13 protein-coding genes are annotated in these 16744 nt (G+C 60.4%); 9 read left to right on the forward strand and 4 right to left on the reverse strand.

The features are described 5' to 3' along the window. Positions 1–68: 68 nt before the first annotated feature. The 4 genes from ASD86_RS15435 to ASD86_RS15450 all read right to left on the reverse strand — a co-directional run bounded on the left by ASD86_RS15435 (position 69) and on the right by ASD86_RS15450 (position 3810). On the reverse strand, positions 69–1172 hold the full coding sequence (locus tag ASD86_RS15435) for a Glu/Leu/Phe/Val dehydrogenase dimerization domain-containing protein (protein ID WP_036110968.1): 1104 nt from the start codon (positions 1170–1172) through the stop codon (positions 69–71). 301 nt (positions 1173–1473) lie between these two features. Beyond that, complete coding sequence (locus ASD86_RS15440; protein ID WP_157476689.1) at positions 1474–1983, reverse strand: hypothetical protein; 510 nt, start codon at positions 1981–1983, stop codon at positions 1474–1476. A gap of 196 nt (positions 1984–2179) precedes the next feature. Beyond that, the gene (locus tag ASD86_RS15445) at positions 2180–3277 is read right to left on the reverse strand and encodes a C2 family cysteine protease (protein WP_056112169.1); all 1098 of its coding nucleotides are present in this window, start codon (positions 3275–3277) and stop codon (positions 2180–2182) included. A gap of 215 nt (positions 3278–3492) precedes the next feature. Further along, positions 3493–3810, reverse strand: a complete 318-nt coding sequence (locus tag ASD86_RS15450; protein ID WP_056112171.1) for a YXWGXW repeat-containing protein — start codon at positions 3808–3810, stop codon at positions 3493–3495. A gap of 652 nt (positions 3811–4462) precedes the next feature. Here ASD86_RS15450 and ASD86_RS15455 point away from each other — a divergent pair. From ASD86_RS15455 to ASD86_RS15475, 9 genes are all read left to right on the forward strand, one after another. Next, positions 4463–8077: a methylmalonyl-CoA mutase family protein gene (locus ASD86_RS15455; RefSeq protein WP_056112174.1), complete on the forward strand. Its 3615-nt coding sequence runs from the start codon at positions 4463–4465 to the stop codon at positions 8075–8077. A 510-nt stretch (positions 8078–8587) separates the two neighbouring features. Then, entirely contained in the window at positions 8588–9214 is a 627-nt protein-coding gene (locus tag ASD86_RS15460; RefSeq protein ID WP_056112177.1) for a hypothetical protein, read from the forward strand. Between the two features lie 336 nt (positions 9215–9550). Further along, complete coding sequence (locus ASD86_RS15465) at positions 9551–10063, forward strand: hypothetical protein (protein WP_056112179.1); 513 nt, start codon at positions 9551–9553, stop codon at positions 10061–10063. 175 nt (positions 10064–10238) lie between these two features. Next, entirely contained in the window at positions 10239–10796 is a 558-nt protein-coding gene (locus tag ASD86_RS15470) for a DUF3228 family protein (protein WP_056112182.1), read from the forward strand. 267 nt (positions 10797–11063) lie between these two features. Next, on the forward strand, positions 11064–11579 hold the full coding sequence (locus ASD86_RS26845) for a hypothetical protein (RefSeq protein WP_157476691.1): 516 nt from the start codon (positions 11064–11066) through the stop codon (positions 11577–11579). Positions 11580–12033: 454 nt separating this feature from the next. After that, positions 12034–13392, forward strand: coding sequence for an AAA family ATPase (locus tag ASD86_RS26025; protein WP_082578379.1), 1359 nt, complete (start codon positions 12034–12036; stop codon positions 13390–13392). A 3-nt stretch (positions 13393–13395) separates the two neighbouring features. Then, complete coding sequence (locus tag ASD86_RS26030; protein WP_082578380.1) at positions 13396–14244, forward strand: DUF4435 domain-containing protein; 849 nt, start codon at positions 13396–13398, stop codon at positions 14242–14244. 314 nt (positions 14245–14558) lie between these two features. Further along, positions 14559–15191 (forward strand): hypothetical protein, encoded by a 633-nt coding sequence (locus tag ASD86_RS26850; RefSeq protein WP_157476692.1) that lies wholly within the window; start codon positions 14559–14561, stop codon positions 15189–15191. Positions 15192–15863: 672 nt separating this feature from the next. Further along, positions 15864–16331 carry a hypothetical protein gene (locus ASD86_RS15475; protein ID WP_056112185.1) on the forward strand — a complete coding sequence of 156 codons (468 nt, stop codon included), beginning with the start codon at positions 15864–15866 and terminating at the stop codon, positions 16329–16331. The last annotated feature ends 413 nt before the right edge of the window (positions 16332–16744 follow it).

Genomic DNA, 16744 nt, shown 5'->3' on the forward strand with positions numbered 1-16744 from the left:
CAACGCAGACCGACGCGAAAACCCTACGCCGGATACGACGACGGGGCCGATGGCCCCGTCGAAGTGACTCAGTGGCCGCCGCGGATTCGTCCGCGGAAGCTCGGGGCCGAACGGCCCATCGGCAGCTTGAGCTTGCCGATCGCGGTGATGCGCTCTTCGGCCAGACGATCGGCCGCGGTGTAGGTCGGGATGCTGTCGCGCTCGGCGATCTCGAAGATGCGGCCGAGGTTGTGATAGATCGTGCGCATCATGCGCATGGCGCGCTCACGGTTGTAGCCGTCGAGTTCCAGCGCCACGTTCATCACGCCACCCGCGTTCACCGCATAGTCCGGCGCGTACAGGATGCCGCGCTTGGCTACTTCGTCGCCGATGGCGTTGTTGGCCAGCTGGTTGTTGGCCGCGCCGCAGATGATCTTGGCCTTCAGGCGCGGCAAGGTCTGCTCGTTGACGGTGCCGCCCAGCGCGCACGGCGAGTACACGTCGGCGTTGACGTCGTAGATCTCGTCCAGGCCGACCGCTTCGGCGCCGTACTCGGACACGGCCTTGTCGACCAGGCCCTTGTTGATGTCGGTGACGAAGATCTTCGCGCCGCGCTCCTTGAGCAGCTTCACGAATTCCATGCCGACATGGCCCAGGCCCTGTACGGCGTAGCTGTACTTGCCGACTTCCTCATCGCCGAAACGCTTGTTCAGCGCCGCCATCAGGCCCTGCAGGGTGCCGTAAGCGGTGAACGGCGAGGGATCGCCCGAACCGCCGTGGACCTGATGCACGCCGGTGACGTACTCGGTCTCGCGGTACACGTATTCCATGTCGTTGACGTCGATGCCGACGTCCTCGGCGGTGATGTAGCGGCCGCCCAGCGAATCGACGAACTTGCCGAACGCGCGGAACAGCGCCTCGGACTTGTCGGCCGACGGATCGCCGATGATCACCGCCTTGCCGCCGCCGATGTTCAGGCCGGCGACCGCGTTCTTGTAGGTCATGCCGCGGCTCAGGCGCAGCACATCGTTGAGCGCGTCCTGCTCGGTCTTGTACGGCCACATGCGCAGGCCGCCCAGCGCCGGGCCGAGCACGGTGTTGTGGATCGCGATGATGGCCTTCAGGCCGGCGTCCTTGTTATGGCAGAAGACGACCTGCTCATGGCCGAAGGTGTCGAGGGTTTCGAAAATCATCGGGTGCTCCGGACCGGGCGGGATTGCGCGGGATTTTCCGCCTGCGCGTCACGCCTGGGTGTGGTTAAGTCGTTGAAAAGAAATGAATTCGCCTGTGCGGCGGCGCCGTGCTGCCCGTCGCAGGGGCGCTAGTCTAAAGCAATCGGGCAATACGGCTAGGTATGCGTGGCGGGCCAGGGCGGACAGGCCGATAAACTTTGCCAGGATTGCCGTTTGACTCGATCCAACGGGAGTTGGCCATCGCCAACACGGCATCGCGGGCAGGCCCTGGGCGACAGGACGCGCAGCCCGCGCCGTCGGGTCAACGCCTGGGCGCGCCGCCGAACATGCCCGCTTTGGGGTTGTCCTTGTCTTCGGGCGCGCCGACGCGTTTTTCCAGCTCGAAGTAGCCGAACACTTGGCTTCGATCTTCCGGGTCCGCGTTGTCGGCCGGCTGCAGCCACGCTAGCGCGAGATACCCGCTCGGCGGCTGACCGGTCCGCCAGACCATCGCGGTGACGTCTTCGTTCGCCGTCGGTGCGTCCAGCCACACGCCGCCCATCCTGGTTTCGACATGGTCGCGGGCGCCGTGCTGCACGGCGATCCAGTCGCCGTCGCCGCCGAGCACGAACAAACGTTGCGTTCGAATGCTGAAGCGCCCGTCCAGCAAGGTGGCCACGCCGCGTGACAGGCGCTGCTGATCGAGCGCGCGCTCGTCGGCGGTCAGGGGATGTACGTTCGCAGCGCGCGGGGTGGGCAGTTGATCGATCAAGACAGCGTCCTCGGTAGGCGGGCGTTGGGCGGCGCGCGGCGACGCCGCGCAGGCCAGCAAGGCGCCGCACAACGCGGCCGGCACCAGCCATCGAAATGAGATTGCAAAGGCGCGCGATACGGCCGCGAGTGGAGCGCTCGATGGCGGGCGCGCCGAACCTGTGTTCGGGCAGGGTGGGGTTTCGATCGGCTCGCTGCCGATCGGACGGTCGCTGATTGCTGCGCTGCTGGCCGGGATGCAGTTCACGGCGTGCGGCTCAACGGCTCATGGCGCGCGCAGGCGCTTCCATGACCGGGGCTTCCTGCGCCGGTTGGGGCGTTTGCGCGGGCTCGCGTTGCAGGGTCTGTTCATATTGCGCGCGGCTTTCCTCGCGCAACGCCTGGCCGGTGGGCGAATCGTGCAATTGCCGCATGGCCTGTTTCAATCCATCGGGATCGTTGACGTTGGCGAGCAATGCATCCACGTACGCGTTGCCGGTGCTCGCCGCCGCGCCGGGTGCCGCTCCGGACTCCGTCCGCCCGGTCGCCGGCGCGGTCGCCGGTGCACTGGGCGCGCTCTGCGTCTGCGCGGGCGGCAACGGCGCGGGCCCTATGTTGAACAAGGTCGAATCGCTCAGCTTGAGCGTATTGAGATTGACGCTGACCGTCGGCCCCGTCGGATCGTTGCCTTCGCCTGCGCCGTTGACGGCCAGCGGATTGCGTAGATCCAGGAACATGTCGTTGCCGACCTTGCGCACACCCTCGACCGCGTACATGTGCCGGTCCTGCAAACCATCCTGCGGAAACCCGGGATTTTCCACATACGCGCCCAACGTTACCGGCCGACCTTCGCCCAACGCGGTCTGAAGGCGCGTGTAAACCTGATCGGCGCTGAGCGCCGCGACTTGTTCGCGGGTGATGTCCTGGCCCGATTCGCCGGTCATCGCGTACATCGCCGGGCCGGGCATGCCGAATTCGATCGCCGCATAATTCGCGTTGCGGCTGCCCTGATTCTGCATTTCGGCGTACGCGGTTTCCATCACCGCGGGCCACAGCGGGCCGTCAACATTGCTGCGGTTGTCGACCGTGCTGCCGCCCTGGCGGCGCAGATTGTCGAGGACGTCGGCCTGGCTGACATCGATCGTCACCGCTTGCGCCGCGCCGTCCGCGCCGGGTTGATACATGCGCACCTTGAACGACTGGCTGGCCTCATCGTAGGAAATGCTGTCCTGCAGGCGCTGCGGCTGCAATCGCGCCAATCCCGCCATCGGCGCCAGCAGGTAGCAATCGTTGAGGCGATCCTGGTCGATGTCGGTGGCCTGCGGCCGGCCGCTCGGCCCGTACAGATCGTTGGCGGTGAAGCGCGGCTCGGTCATGGCCGTGGTGTCCTTACGCTGAGTGGCCGATTCGGTCGGTCCCGTCGACGGCCAATGACTCGGCGCGCCCGTCCTGTGCGCCTAGCCTAGGACGGTTTGCCGCCGCCGTCGAATCGCCGCCTCGATGCGCCCGCATCGTCGCCGTGCCGCGCGGCCGGCGCGTACCGTCCTGGGTGATACGCGCCGGCCGGTTACCGCATTTCGCGGTGCTGGAATCAACGACGCTCCCAGCGTCCCGGATGCAGCCGCCACGCCGGCCCATGCGCATTCCAGCGCGGCGCGACATACACATACCCGCGGCGTGCCGGTACGTAATTACCGCCGATCCAGTAGTAACGCCGGCCGTCCCAGCGCCAATGCCCCGGCGTCCACACATAGCCCGGCCGCACCCGCACCCGCTCGTAGCGCGGCGGTGGCGGCGCCACCCGCACATCTACGCCCACGTACGTACGCGCCTGCGCTTCGGGCGCATGCACACCCGCCAGCGACGCCACACCGATGATCGCCGCCAACACCAAAGGACGCATTGCCATGACCCTTCTCCTCGACTCGGCGGCCACCCGCCTGTGTCGATGGCAACGTCGTGGCTGCAGTACTGTTGACGCAGGCGCTGGAAGCGTTCATGACCACGCCAGATTGCTGAAGGCCGGCTGCATGGATTGAGGTGACGAGGTCATTGCGAAACCTCCAGTCGTCATTCCCGCGAACGCGGGAATCCAGTGACTTTCGCGCGCCATCGACAGCGACGCAAACAACTTCGGCCTGCGTCAATACCGCCTTTGACTACGGGGATCTTCAGGCCTTCCTTGTGGGCACGTTTGAAGTCACTGGATTCCCGCGTTCGCGGGAATGACGACTTGGGAGATGCGCGCGGCCAACCCCTGTCGCGTCAGAACCGAAGCCAATCACTAAATGCACCCACCTGCGATCAAAGCGGTCAAGCCACCAAAGGCGACCGAAGCGTCCAACCCACCAACGGCGAACGCAGCGGCCCAAGCGCCAGACCCCCATCACCGCCAACCCCGCCACGCTTCCACCAACCCCCGCCACCCCAAACCCCATTGACGCCGGCACCTGACCTGCCGTAACGCAGCCGCCCATCCTGCACCGCACGGCCACCCGCCAAACCGCGCCTGCTTCACGGAGCTACAATACGCACAGCCCGTACTGCGTATCGAGACCGCCATGAGCACGACTGCAGCCAACATTCCCGCCGCCCAGGCCGACGCCACCCCGTTGCGCTTCGTCACCGCCGCCAGCCTGTTCGACGGCCACGACGCCGCGATCAACATCATGCGTCGCCTGATCCAGGGGCAGGGCGCCGAAGTCGTCCACCTCGGCCATAACCGCTCGGTCGAGGACGTCGTGCGCGCCGCCTTGCAGGAAGACGCCGACGGTATCGCGCTGTCCAGCTACCAGGGCGGCCACGTCGAATACTTCAAGTACATGGTCGACATGCTGCGCGAACGCGGCGCCGGCCACATCCGCGTGTTCGGCGGCGGCGGCGGCACCATCACGCCCGAGGAAATCCGCGAACTGCAGGCCTACGGCGTCGAGCGCATCTACCATCCCAACGACGGCATGCACATGGGCCTGGTGGCGATGATCGAAGACGTCGTGCGCCGCGCCAGCGAAGGCCGCCTCGCCGACACCACGCCCGACAAGCCGGCCGCGATCGACGACGAAATCACCATCGGCAAGATGCTCTCGGCGATCGAGGAAGGCCTGCTCGACGAAAGCCAGCTCGCGCATCTGCGCAAGCAATGGCAGCTCGCCGGCGGCAAGACCCCGGTGGTCGGCATCACCGGCACCGGCGGCGCCGGCAAGTCCTCGGTCACCGACGAACTGCTCAACCGCTTCCTCGCCAACTTCCCCGACATGCGCATGGCGGTGATCTCGGTCGACCCGACCCGTCGCCGCACCGGCGGCGCCTTGCTCGGCGACCGCATCCGCATGAACTCGCTGCGCAGCCCGCGCGTGTATATGCGCTCGATGGCCACCCGCCGCCAGCACTCGGCGACCAACACCGTGCTCAAGGACTGCATCGGCTTCCTGCGCGGCCTGGGCTACGACCTGGTCATCGTCGAAACCGCTGGCATCGGCCAGAGCGATTCGGAAATCGTCGACCTCGTCGACTTCCCCATGTACGTCATGACCAGCGACTTCGGCGCGCCGAGCCAGCTGGAAAAGATCGACATGCTCGACTACGCCGAACTGGTCGTGCTCAACAAGTTCGACAAGCGCGGCGCCGAAGACGCCTTGCGCGACGTGCGCAAGCAATGGAAGCGCAACCGCGTCGCCTTCGCCACGCCCGACGAAGACGTGCCGGTCTACCCGACCATCGCCAGCCAGTTCAACGACCCCGGCATCAGCTGGATGTTCGTCAACCTGTGCCGCCTGCTGCGCGAGAAGCTGTCGCTGCCGGCCGAGAAGTGGACGCCCGAGGTCGACACCTCGCTGAAGGAGCCGCGCGCGACGGTGCTGATTCCTGGCGCGCGTGTGCGGTATCTCGCTGAGATTGCGGAGCAGGGCAGGTCGATCAATCGCCAGATCGAAAGCCAGTCCGAAGTCGCCGATCGCGCGCAGTCCTACTGGCAATCGCTGCATGACTTGAACGATCCGGAGTTGCCGAAGGCCCTGGACCTGTTCGCCGCCGATGCGCTGTTGCCTTCGCACCCTCACCCCAGCCCTCTCCCGCAAGCGGGAGAGGGAGCAGGAGCCGCGTCGAATACCCCAACTGCGTCGAATACCCCAACTGCGTCGAATACCTCAGCTGCATCGAATACCTCTCCCGCTGGCGGGAGAGGTCGCGCCGAAGGCGCGGGTGAGGGCAGCCCGATCACCGCAGACCGCACCCTGCTGACCCTGCGCCAACGCTACAACGACGCCGTCCAGACCCTCTCGTCCGAAGCCCTGAAACTCCTGCGCGACTGGCCCGCGCGCCTGAAATCCATCACCGACGACATCACCGAATACGAAGTCCGCGGCAAGGCCATCCGCGTAGAAAACTACCGCGACTCCCTGAGCCACCAGAAAATCCCGAAGATCGCCGCGCCCACCTACAAAAGCTGGGGCGAACTGCTGACCTTCCTGCAAAAAGAAAACCTGCCCGGCTACTACCCCTACACCGGTGGCGTGTACCCGTATCGCCGCACCGGCGAAGACCCGATCCGCATGTTCGCCGGCGAAGGCACGCCCGAGCGCACCAACCGCCGCTTCCATTACCTCAGCGTCGGCCAACCCGCCGCGCGCCTGTCGACCGCGTTCGACAGCGTCACCCTGTACGGCGAAGACCCCGCCGTGCGCCCGGACATCTTCGGCAAGATCGGCAACTCCGGCGTCAACATCGCGTCCCTGGACGACATGAAGAAGCTGTACTCCGGCTTCGACCTGTGCGCGCCGACCACGTCGGTGTCGATGACGATCAACGGCCCCGCGCCGATGCTGCTGGCGATGTTCATGAACACCGCCATCGACCAGCAGGTCGAGAAATACCTGCGCGAAGACGGCGCCCGCTGGGACGCCGCCCACGACAAGATCGAAGCCATCTTCAAGGATCGCAAGCGCCCGCAATACAGCGGTCTGCTGCCCGAAACCAACGACGGCCTCGGCCTGGGCCTGCTCGGCATCACCGGCGATCAGGTCGTCGACGCCGAAACCTACCAGCGCATCAAGGACAAGACCCTCGCCACCGTGCGCGGCACCGTCCAGGCCGACATCCTGAAAGAGGACCAGGCCCAGAACACCTGCATCTTCAGCACCGAATTCGCCCTGCGCATGATGGGCGACATCCAGCAGTATTTCGTCGACAAGAACGTCCGCAACTTCTACTCGGTGTCGATCAGCGGCTACCACATCGCCGAAGCCGGCGCGAACCCGATCAGCCAGCTGGCTTTCACCTTGAGCAACGGCTTCACCATCGTCGAGTACTACCTCGCGCGCGGGATGAAGATCGACGACTTCGCGCCCAACCTGTCGTTCTTCTTCAGCAACGGCATGGACCCGGAGTACACCGTCATCGGCCGCGTCGCCCGCCGCATCTGGGCGCGCGCCATGCGCGAGCGCTACGGCGCCGATCCGCGCAGCCAGATGATGAAGTACCACATCCAGACCTCGGGCCGGTCCCTGCACGCGCAGGAAATCCAGTTCAACGACATCCGCACCACCTTGCAGGCCCTGTACGCGCTGTTCGACAACTGCAACAGCCTGCACACCAACGCCTACGACGAAGCCATCACCACCCCGACCGAAGAAAGCGTGCGCCGCGCGGTCGCGATCCAGATGATCATCAACAAGGAACTGGGCCTTAACTTCAACGAAAACCCCTGGCAGGGCAGCTTCGCCGTCGACTACCTCACCGACATCGTCGAAGAAGCCGTGTACAAGGAATTCGAAGCCATCAGCGAGCGTGGCGGCGTGCTCGGCGCCATGGACACCATGTACCAGCGCGGCAAGATCCAGGAAGAAAGCCTTTACTACGAACACAAGAAGCACGACGGCAGCCTGCCGTTGGTCGGCGTCAACACCTTCCTGCCGAAGGACCACGGCGGCGACATCGTCACCGAGATCGAACTGATCCGCTCCACCCCGGAAGAAAAGGGCCAGCAGATCGACAACGTGCTGTCGTACCAGCAGGGCCGCAACGACTACGCCAGCGAAGGCCTGCGCGGCCTGCAGGCGTCCGCGCGCGACCGCAAGAACGTGTTCGCGTCCTTGATGGAAGCGGTGAAGACCCACAGCCTGGGCCAGATCAGCCATGCGCTGTACGACGTGGGTGGTGAATACCGCCGCAACATGTAACCCCGCCACGCCGCGCGCGTAAATCGGTAAATCGGTGCCCACTTTGTAAAAGGGGGCGAGCGCCTGCGAAAGTTGGTACCGCAGAAGTAATCGGTGGGCGGGGGATTCGCGTTTATCGCGGCTAGCGCGGTGATCGGGTCGAAAAAGCGAATCCCCCCAGCCCCCCTTTTTCAAAGGGGGGAAGAGCCAAAGCCGAGCACTTAGGTAAGACGGCTCCAAAACTAAGTGCTTAACCTGAAAGGCCCGCATCCGCGGGCTTTTTTGTGAGCGCAGGATATGGACGAACGCACAGGCGAGCTCGATCTGCCGCCTTAACCTCGCGAATCCTCGCATCGATTCCAGCCTGAACGCCGCCGGCCGCTTCGTTAACACCGACGTACTGCCCTAGGGCTGACCCCAGGCTGCCCCACGCAGCCCAAGCGACTACCGTCGAATTCGATACGACCGCGCACGCCGTCCCCCTATGCGCCGTCGTCATCGTCCTGGAATTCACAGCAAAGGAGAGCTCCCATGTCGATCAACGGTGTAGGCGGTGGCGCAGGCGCGTCGGCGGCCTCAGGCGCCAACAGCAACAACGAAAGCAAAGCGGCCGAGCATGCGGCGAACGCCGCCGATGCGGCCGACAAAGCCGAAGCGGCCGCCGGTTTCGCCGAACGAAGCGTGGCCCACAATCAGTCGCAGCCCGGCACCGAAGCGGCCGAGAGCTACGCAACCAATTCGCAAGCCGCCGCGCAGCAAGCCCACGAGCATGCGGTGGAGGCGACCAACGAAGCGAAGAAGGCCGCCGCTGCGGCCAAGGCCGATCCCAGCGAAGAAAACATGGCCGCCGCGGAAGAAGCGCGCGCGTCCGTCGCCGCCGCCAACGACGCCGCCGATCGCGCCGAAGCCGCGGCGAAGACCAACCGCGATATCGCCGACGGCAAACGCTCGTGGTCCGCCGCGGCGGCCGACGTGCTCAACAGCATCGGCGCATCGCCCACGCCGCAGCTCATGGACGCCATGCCGACGACCATCTCCGCGCCCGCGCCCGATTTCGGCAACGACATCGCCCAGCACACCATCGACCAACTCGACACCATCGCGGTCCAAGGCAGCTCGCAGACCTATGCGAACGTGGCGCTGGGGCGGCCCACCTGAGCGAAGCCTCGTTCAAGCGGTGTTGCAGCTTGCGTAGCCGCTGCAACACCGCCGTGCGACCGATCACGTCGGATCGAATACGCCATCGCCGAGCATGAGTCACCGCGCCTGTCCTGTCGTTGCGCCCGACATAAAGACCGAGGCGGACGTGCTGGAGATCGAAGCGAAACTGCCGCTGCGCTGAGCACTTGAGGGATTGAACAGGCGTTTCGGTCCAGACGCCGCGAGTCGACCACAGATGCGCTGAAGCATTGGGCCGACCCACGCCGCAACCCCGTTCCCACCGCACCGATTTACACTCGCGGCAGTCACCCAGTTCGCAGCCGGCCGCCGCCCATGCCTTCATCGACCTACGACGACTACCTGCTGCGCCAGAAGCCCCAACTGGCGCAGTTGTCGCAGTACTACGCCGCACTCGGCCTCGATGCGCCGCTGCTGTGGGCCAACAGCGAACTGTCGGGAGAGCCGGCGGTCGCCACGGCCGCCTTGCTGCATGCCTTGCTCGCCCAAGTGACCCCGGCTGACGATCACGCCTGGTGCGCGGCCGTGCGCGCACGCGACGTCAATGTTGAGAACGAAGACATGCTGGCCCAGGCCGATGCCGCATTGCGCGCGTTGGAGGCCGCGAACGTCGACCTTCGCCTGCTGACGCCGCTGATCCGGGTGATGCAGGCGCAGGCCGTGCGCAATATCGCGGCCTTGCTCGATCAAGGGCCGCAGATTTCATGCATCCCGTTGCCGCCAGGCCGCGAAGCGCATTGGCAGTTGTTCTCGATGGACGCCGGGCAATCGCCGGATCGCGAAATCAGCGGACTGTACGCATGGATCGATGGCTCCGGAGCGATCTGATCGATTGCCGCGCATGCCCGGCAGCATCGAGAGATAACCGCGAGCACCGCAGCCATCGCCGAAAAGGCGACCCCTGCGCGACCCCATCCGCGGATGCAAGCGCGCCGTCACCTGAGAACACAGAGCGGTCGACCCGCCCCAGACGGCCCGGCGCGTGCTGCCCGATAATCCCCCCATGACCATCATCCTCACCGACTTCGCCCGCGCCCGCCTGTTCCCGCGCGAACCGCGCCGCAACACCATCCAGGACATCACGCCCGAGCAATTCGAGCGCCACCTCAACGCCGTCCCGCCGCTGACCGTCCTCGACGGCTACGCCCCGTTCTGCAAACTGCACGTCCACCGCAACTGGACCAGCACCCGTTGCCTGACCGCGCCGATCACCGACGCCAACCGCCACCTGCTGCGCAGCGACTACGAGGCCCGCACCAAGGACGAACTGCCCGTGCTGGTGCGCTGGTTCGAAGGCCTCGACCCGCCCGTGGCCGATTACCTCATCGTCATCCTCTACAGCCGCGAACAACTGGCGAAAGAGGGCACCGACACCACCGCCGACTGGGGCGTGGTCGGCTGCATGTACACCGCCGAGCCGATCGAGACGCCGATGGCGCCGATTACGATGATGCGTAATGCGTTAGGTGTGGAGGAGGGCGGGTCGGGGGTGGGGTTGGATCGGGCGGCTTATTGGCGCAGCGTTGAGTTTTGGCGGATGCATGCTAATTGGCGGGGGTAAGGCGAATCGAGTTCACTAAATACAGCGAATCAATTCACGAATAGCCCCGCTTCGGCGGGGCTATTGCTTTATGGGTAAGTTGATGGCCATCAGGCACACTTCCATAAGCGCTCGCTGCCCATGCGCAACTAGCAGTTGCGCTAATGCACGATTGCGACGGCTAACAGTCAGTTTCTTTGCAGATTTCCAGCCGAATAGTCTTGCAACCCCGGCCGTAATCGATGATGTTGCGATTGTCCCGGCATCAGCGCTCAGGAAGAGATCGCCATGAAGCACCCAGGTCCGCGCATCAATGGATACAGGTTCTGGATGGTCTTTGCGTTATCCCTGGTATCCGCATGCTCGGCTGCATCGGTGGACGAAACTAGCGATCGGGGCAAAAAGCCAAAGGAAGCAACGCAGACCGCAATAAGCACCGATCCCGGTGTGGCCCGTCTGGCCAAAGAGTTCGAACCCCGCATCTTGGCCGTGATGCAATTGATCGCTCGCGACAAACGCATCAGCCGCGACGCAGTTGAGACGATGCTGGGCGCGAAACTAAGTCCCGAAGCGTCGCCACCCGGCCGTTCCAATGTCTGGGAACTCAGCGGTGCGTTAACGTCCGGCCATGGATTCCGCATTGCGTTGAAGTCCCGCAAATCCGATGTCCTATTGTCGATTTACGTACCCGCGTCAAGCGCGTCTGGCTGCTGTCTAGGCCTCGCCCGATTACGCCCGGCACTGGTCAAGCAATCGCACATGGTGCGCATGAGCGGCCCATCCAGGAACTTAGGTCGCACGTGATGTTCACCGAAGGGTAGGCGGTTGCCCCGAGCACGATAATGATATGGCTGTTCGATCAATACGTTACATCGCGACGGTGTGTCCACATGCTCAATGTGTCCGCTCCAGGAGCATGGCATGACTGATCCGGGAGCGGTAGTCGATCTCACCTCGCCCAGTTTGAGCCTGCTGCACCTCTGCGCAATAAAGGCTATTCGGCGAGTGGACAAGCAGCTGTCCGGAATGGTGTGCTTTTCGCGTTCATGGACACAGCTAAAGCGAGCGCTGTCGGTGTCGCAAACGACGCTTTTGAATCGCTTTCTCCCCCAGGCTTGTGATCCTGATTTGCTTAATATGGAACTGTTTTGTGGCAGTTGCGCGAAATGTTTTCATGGCTCGGGTAAGTTAAAGCGCTTTTGCTTGGTCATCGACTGCCGAAATGAACGTCTACAGCTAATATCTATATGAGTATATTATGAGAATAAATAAATTTAGTGCTCGCGGGGTTTATGGTTACTTGCGATTTGATTTCGATTTTTTGCGAAACCCTACGATTCTGACTGGTCCCAATGGTAGTGGAAAGACGACTGCCTTAAGAATGATGCAGGCACTTTTGACGCCTTCACTAAGAGATCTTCTATTCATTCAATTTGCTGAGGCCATGGTCGAGTTCAGCGATCAGGGAGGCGTGAGAGCTATCATCGCTCGAAGGCAGCGTGACAAGCTTGTGATCTCGATTTCTAGCGAAAGCACTCCTTTAGAGATCTCAAGAAGTTTAATGGAAAGTATTGAGCCTGAATTGGGTGATGCAAGGCGCGTTGCTGAATCCAATCGAATTATGAAGGTGAAGTTTTCAGATAACCCGACTTATCGGGCAATTAGTGATCTTCAAGCGCCTGTTTTTCTTGGTTTAGATCGGCGCCATATGGGGTTTCAAGATGAGTATGCGTCAAGCCCAGATAGTGAAGGATTTATTATAAGAGAGTACGGCCGAGTGGCTAGGCCCATTAAAGGTTCTCTCGCAGCAGGCCTTATAGAAACACAGGCTTTGGTGTTAGATGCTTTTCGTCGTGTGCGTCAAGTTAAAGATCAACAGTCAGAGCGATTAAGAAGAAAATTACTATTGACTGGCTTCAGGTATGTAGAGGTTTCGAAGGAGAAGATATTTGATCAATTCAGACTCGGTTCGCAGATTGCCTCAGTGGAAGATTTGGCCAGCCAAAGAAATGCATTGATTAGAGCGCTTATTTCTGTCGGCATTGATGAGGCGGAGTCAAAGAAAGAGTTGGACCCGTTCTTCCAGCAAGTAACGGAGCTCTCCAAAAGGCTCAAAAGACCAGGCCCTAGACGAAACGAAGATGATGCAGGAGACGCAGTGTTTGAGGCACTGCTTAATCAATCCAACCTCTTCCGATTAAAGGAGTTAGTAGAGACTGTCAGAGAGTTTGATGTGAAAAGCGATCAGCTGTCAGCTCGCTTCGTTTCTTTCGTCGCCTGTGTTAATCGCTTTTTCTCGGATTCGGGAAAATCCATTAATATAGATGCGGTGGGGCAGATAAAAGTGCATCGCCCCGATGCAACTGAGGTTCCTCTTGGCGCGTTAAGCTCCGGTGAGCGACAGCTACTTGTAATGTTTGGGCATATTTTCTTTAATTCTTTTGGCCGGCGAAGCAATGTATTTATTATTGATGAGCCCGAATTATCTTTGCATCTTCGCTGGCAAGAGATTTTGCTAGGGGAAATGCTTGAAAGCAGCGCCAGAGCTCAATTCATAATTGCGACTCATTCTCCAGAAATTGTTGGGGACTTTGTCAACAACTGCGTGAGTGTTTGAACCATGCTACAACGTAGCGCGGCAGCGAAATATGCGAAGCATGTCTTCTTCACTTCATTTAACGATGTCGATATTTTTATTGAGGATACCGCGATTGAGTCAAAAAAAATTTACATGGAAATTATCCGGCGTGCTATAGGGCAAGAAGTGTCCCTCGCTCAAATATTTCCCATTGGTAGTAAATCGAAGGTGCTGGCTCAGTGTGCAGCTGATCAGGGCGCGCGAGAAAGAAAGTGTGTGTGTATAATTGACGGAGATTACGATGTTCTCCTAGGAACTCCGAAGCCAAGTTTAATTAGATTGTTTAGGTTAAGCCGTTATTGTATTGAAAACTACTTAATCGACGAGCAGGCTATCCTTTCAGTTCTAGATGAAGAAGTCGTTTCTATGGATTTGAGTTCCATACGTAAAATTTTCGACTTTTCCCAATGGGTTGAGGCTGTATCGCGTCATTTATCAAAATTTGTCGTGGCGAGTGGAGTCGCATGTCAGAGACGATGCGGCATTGCTACTGTGAATATTCCTCTTTCTGAGTTGTCGACCTGTTACACAGGGCATGTAGACCAGATAAAAATTTCTCAAAAGATAATTGACTTTGAAGTTGCGACAGATGCTAAACACGGCACCGGTATTTTTGCGGCCGATTGTGCGCAAGTTAGAAGGCGGCATTCAATTGGCGATGATGAATTGACATTATTTTTTTGCTCAGGAAAAAATCTACTTCTTCCTCTTTTGAAGAGAAGACTGCAAAAATCTTTCGCGATAACGACCAGTTCGGCAAGCTTTAAACTTAGAGTTGCCAAGCGATGTAATATTGATGATTTTAAGCTGCTTGCTACAGTAATAGCTTAGGTTGTTTGCTCTTGCTGATGTGGTGGATTTGGATGGATGGAATACACCTCAAGACTGCAAATGGAGCGAATTTACTGAGCAAGGAAAAATGCGGTGAGGTAGATAAAGAGAGGCCCGTCATTTTTCTGCATTCAAAGCATAGTTTGATGGATTAATGTGTCGTTGGTTGAAGAGGTGATCGCGTAATTTCTGGCCTTTGGGTTTATTGAGGGCTATATATTTTTAGGGCGTGTAGATACATCTGTAAGCTTGCAGCAAATTTTATTTTATTCATGTGTTTTATCGTGAGGGTGTCGGTTTTTTAAGGGGGCGGTATGGCGGTCATTAGGGGCGTTGTAAATGGGATAACTGCGTATCTCAATTTTGAATTTGCGTGTGACCGCGGTTATGCCTTCTCCGAACGAGGAATGGCGTCGGCGCTTGCTCAGCTTATCCATGCGGCAGAGAAGGTCGATAGCATAGAATTTGAGGCAAAACATCCCGTGCTTGTAAGTAATAAGCGGGGGCGGCCGAGATCATGTGATATTCGATGGGCCAAGGATGGCGGGAATAGATGGATTGAATACAAATGGTTCGGCTACTCGTCACCTACCTTGCACATGATACTGAGGGATATTTATCGCATGGGCGTTATAAGTCGCGCGACAGGGGACCCGACTTTTTTCTTGATGTGCGGAATGAAAAGGTCTGTTGCCGGCTTCCTTGCGCGCTCAGAAAATCAAAGGGTTGTAAGAAAAAAAGCTTACTCGCTTGTGCGGGATAGTAACTCCTTATTTCCTGTCTTAAGACCCGAGCATCTGCCAAAAAAGATTCTTTTGAAGCTTGAGAGTGAATTTGGAGTGCCCCTGCCTTTTATTTCCATGGAGGGAATCACTTCAACTGTAAAAGATGAGTCAAATGCCGTCGCGCGTTGCTGTGCTTTGGGATTTGAGGTGAAAGGGAAATAATTATTATCGTGGGCTGCCGCTTTGGCGCGGAATTTGATTGCTTAAGAATTTTATTCTAATTTTGAATGTTGAATGAATTCAGGTAGTGTTTGTGAAAAATATCTGGATTTAGATCACATGCAAATCAGACGTGGCACCTCAAGCTCTACCACTCAAGGCTATCTTTTATCTAGGACCGCCTACCAAGCATTAACCCAAACCCGCGATCACCTGCGTCTACTCGCCCAGCTCACCGAGCCTCAAGGCCAAGCTGGCCCCGACGTAATCTATCTCTCGGCGCAAGCGTTGGCCGATTGCTTTGATCGCTTAGCCGACGACCTAGACCGGATCGCCGAGGCCGTTGGTCCGTCCGCGTTGTAGCGCGGCATTTCGGCTATCGATTCGCGGCTGGCTGAACGCCATAGCGGCGCAGGCCGCGTCGACATTCCGACATGCCGCTGGTCGCCGGTCTGCCTCTGGCGCGGGCAGGGCGCTACGGATGCTTCGCGAATGTGCCGAGTCACGGCGTGCGATGCGCACGCAAGCCGTCTGTGCCTGTTTGCACACGTTTTAACCCAAGGAAAATCCGACACCGCAATGCGGATCTCGCTGACTGCTCATCGCGCCGGCGCTTCGCCAGGATGCCCGTCGCCGTCGTTTCGACGTGCGTCCGCATCGACAAGGAGATTCGTCATGAGCGTGAACCTGATTCAATTAGAAGTGTCCGACGAGCAAGTCGCCACCGCGGTGGCGGCGCTGGATCAACTGGAAACGGCGCTGGCGGGGTTGGTCTCGCTGTCGCCCGACGACCGCCGCCGGCTGACCAAGATGGGGCCGAAGTCCGAGGTGTTCTGCCGTCAGGCCCTCAGCGTGCTGGAACAGAATCGCCAGATCGTGCCGCCCAGCCTGGACCTGCCCGGCGCGCAGTTGGACCTGCGCACGCTGGACCGCCTGCGTCCGCTGCTCGACCGCCTGCAGCGCCTGGCCGAGCGCGGCGAGGACACCGAGACCGCGCTCGGCGCGGACCTGATGGCGTTCGCGCTGGAGGGCTACGGCCTGCTCAAGGTGTCCGGCAAGAACCAGGGCCTGGACGGCCTGCGTAAGGAGATGGGCGCGCGTTGGGCCAAGGGCCGCCGCGATGCCGCCGCGCCGCCGGCGTGAGCCGCCGCCTGTCGCGACCTCCACGCACCGATGTCCCAGCAAGCCGCCTTCGGGCGGCTTTTTTGTGCGCGCGTGGTGCGATGCGTCGTTCGCTTGATGGGGGCGGGGCCGATGCAAGGCGGTATCGCTTCGACGCTGGTCCGCCAGGGCCTTCGCGAACACCGCGCGGCGCTTCCCGAATCCCGATTTGCTGTTCCCGAAGCCCGCGGAGAGGTTCGCGAATACGATCGAGCTGCACCCGAATCCCGCGACGGCCTTCGCGAAGCCGAATTTGCCCTTCGCGAACACCGATTTCGCTTAAGCGAGCAGCAATTTCGCCTTAGCGAAGGCCCGGCCCGGCTTCGCGAATCCAAAATTCGTATTCGCGAGCACCGATTTCGTCTTCGCGAATCCCGAATCCGTGCTCGCGAAGC

The organism is Lysobacter sp. Root690, from assembly GCF_001427785.1.
GTDB lineage: Bacteria > Pseudomonadota > Gammaproteobacteria > Xanthomonadales > Xanthomonadaceae > Lysobacter.

Bases quoted from the DNA above. Each gene is read 5' to 3' on its own strand.
- ASD86_RS15435 (WP_036110968.1), bottom strand. From the start codon at position 1,172: ATGATTTTCGAAACCCTCGACACCTTCGGCCATGAGCAGGTCGTCTTC.
- ASD86_RS15445 (WP_056112169.1), bottom strand. From the start codon at position 3,277: ATGACCGAGCCGCGCTTCACCGCCAACGATCTGTACGGGCCGAGCGGC.
- ASD86_RS15450 (WP_056112171.1), bottom strand. From the start codon at position 3,810: ATGGCAATGCGTCCTTTGGTGTTGGCGGCGATCATCGGTGTGGCGTCG.
- ASD86_RS15455 (WP_056112174.1), top strand. From the start codon at position 4,463: ATGAGCACGACTGCAGCCAACATTCCCGCCGCCCAGGCCGACGCCACC.
- ASD86_RS15460 (WP_056112177.1), top strand. From the start codon at position 8,588: ATGTCGATCAACGGTGTAGGCGGTGGCGCAGGCGCGTCGGCGGCCTCA.
- ASD86_RS15465 (WP_056112179.1), top strand. From the start codon at position 9,551: ATGCCTTCATCGACCTACGACGACTACCTGCTGCGCCAGAAGCCCCAA.
- ASD86_RS15470 (WP_056112182.1), top strand. From the start codon at position 10,239: ATGACCATCATCCTCACCGACTTCGCCCGCGCCCGCCTGTTCCCGCGC.
- ASD86_RS26845 (WP_157476691.1), top strand. From the start codon at position 11,064: ATGAAGCACCCAGGTCCGCGCATCAATGGATACAGGTTCTGGATGGTC.
- ASD86_RS26025 (WP_082578379.1), top strand. From the start codon at position 12,034: ATGAGAATAAATAAATTTAGTGCTCGCGGGGTTTATGGTTACTTGCGA.
- ASD86_RS26030 (WP_082578380.1), top strand. From the start codon at position 13,396: ATGCTACAACGTAGCGCGGCAGCGAAATATGCGAAGCATGTCTTCTTC.
- ASD86_RS26850 (WP_157476692.1), top strand. From the start codon at position 14,559: ATGGCGGTCATTAGGGGCGTTGTAAATGGGATAACTGCGTATCTCAAT.
- ASD86_RS15475 (WP_056112185.1), top strand. From the start codon at position 15,864: ATGAGCGTGAACCTGATTCAATTAGAAGTGTCCGACGAGCAAGTCGCC.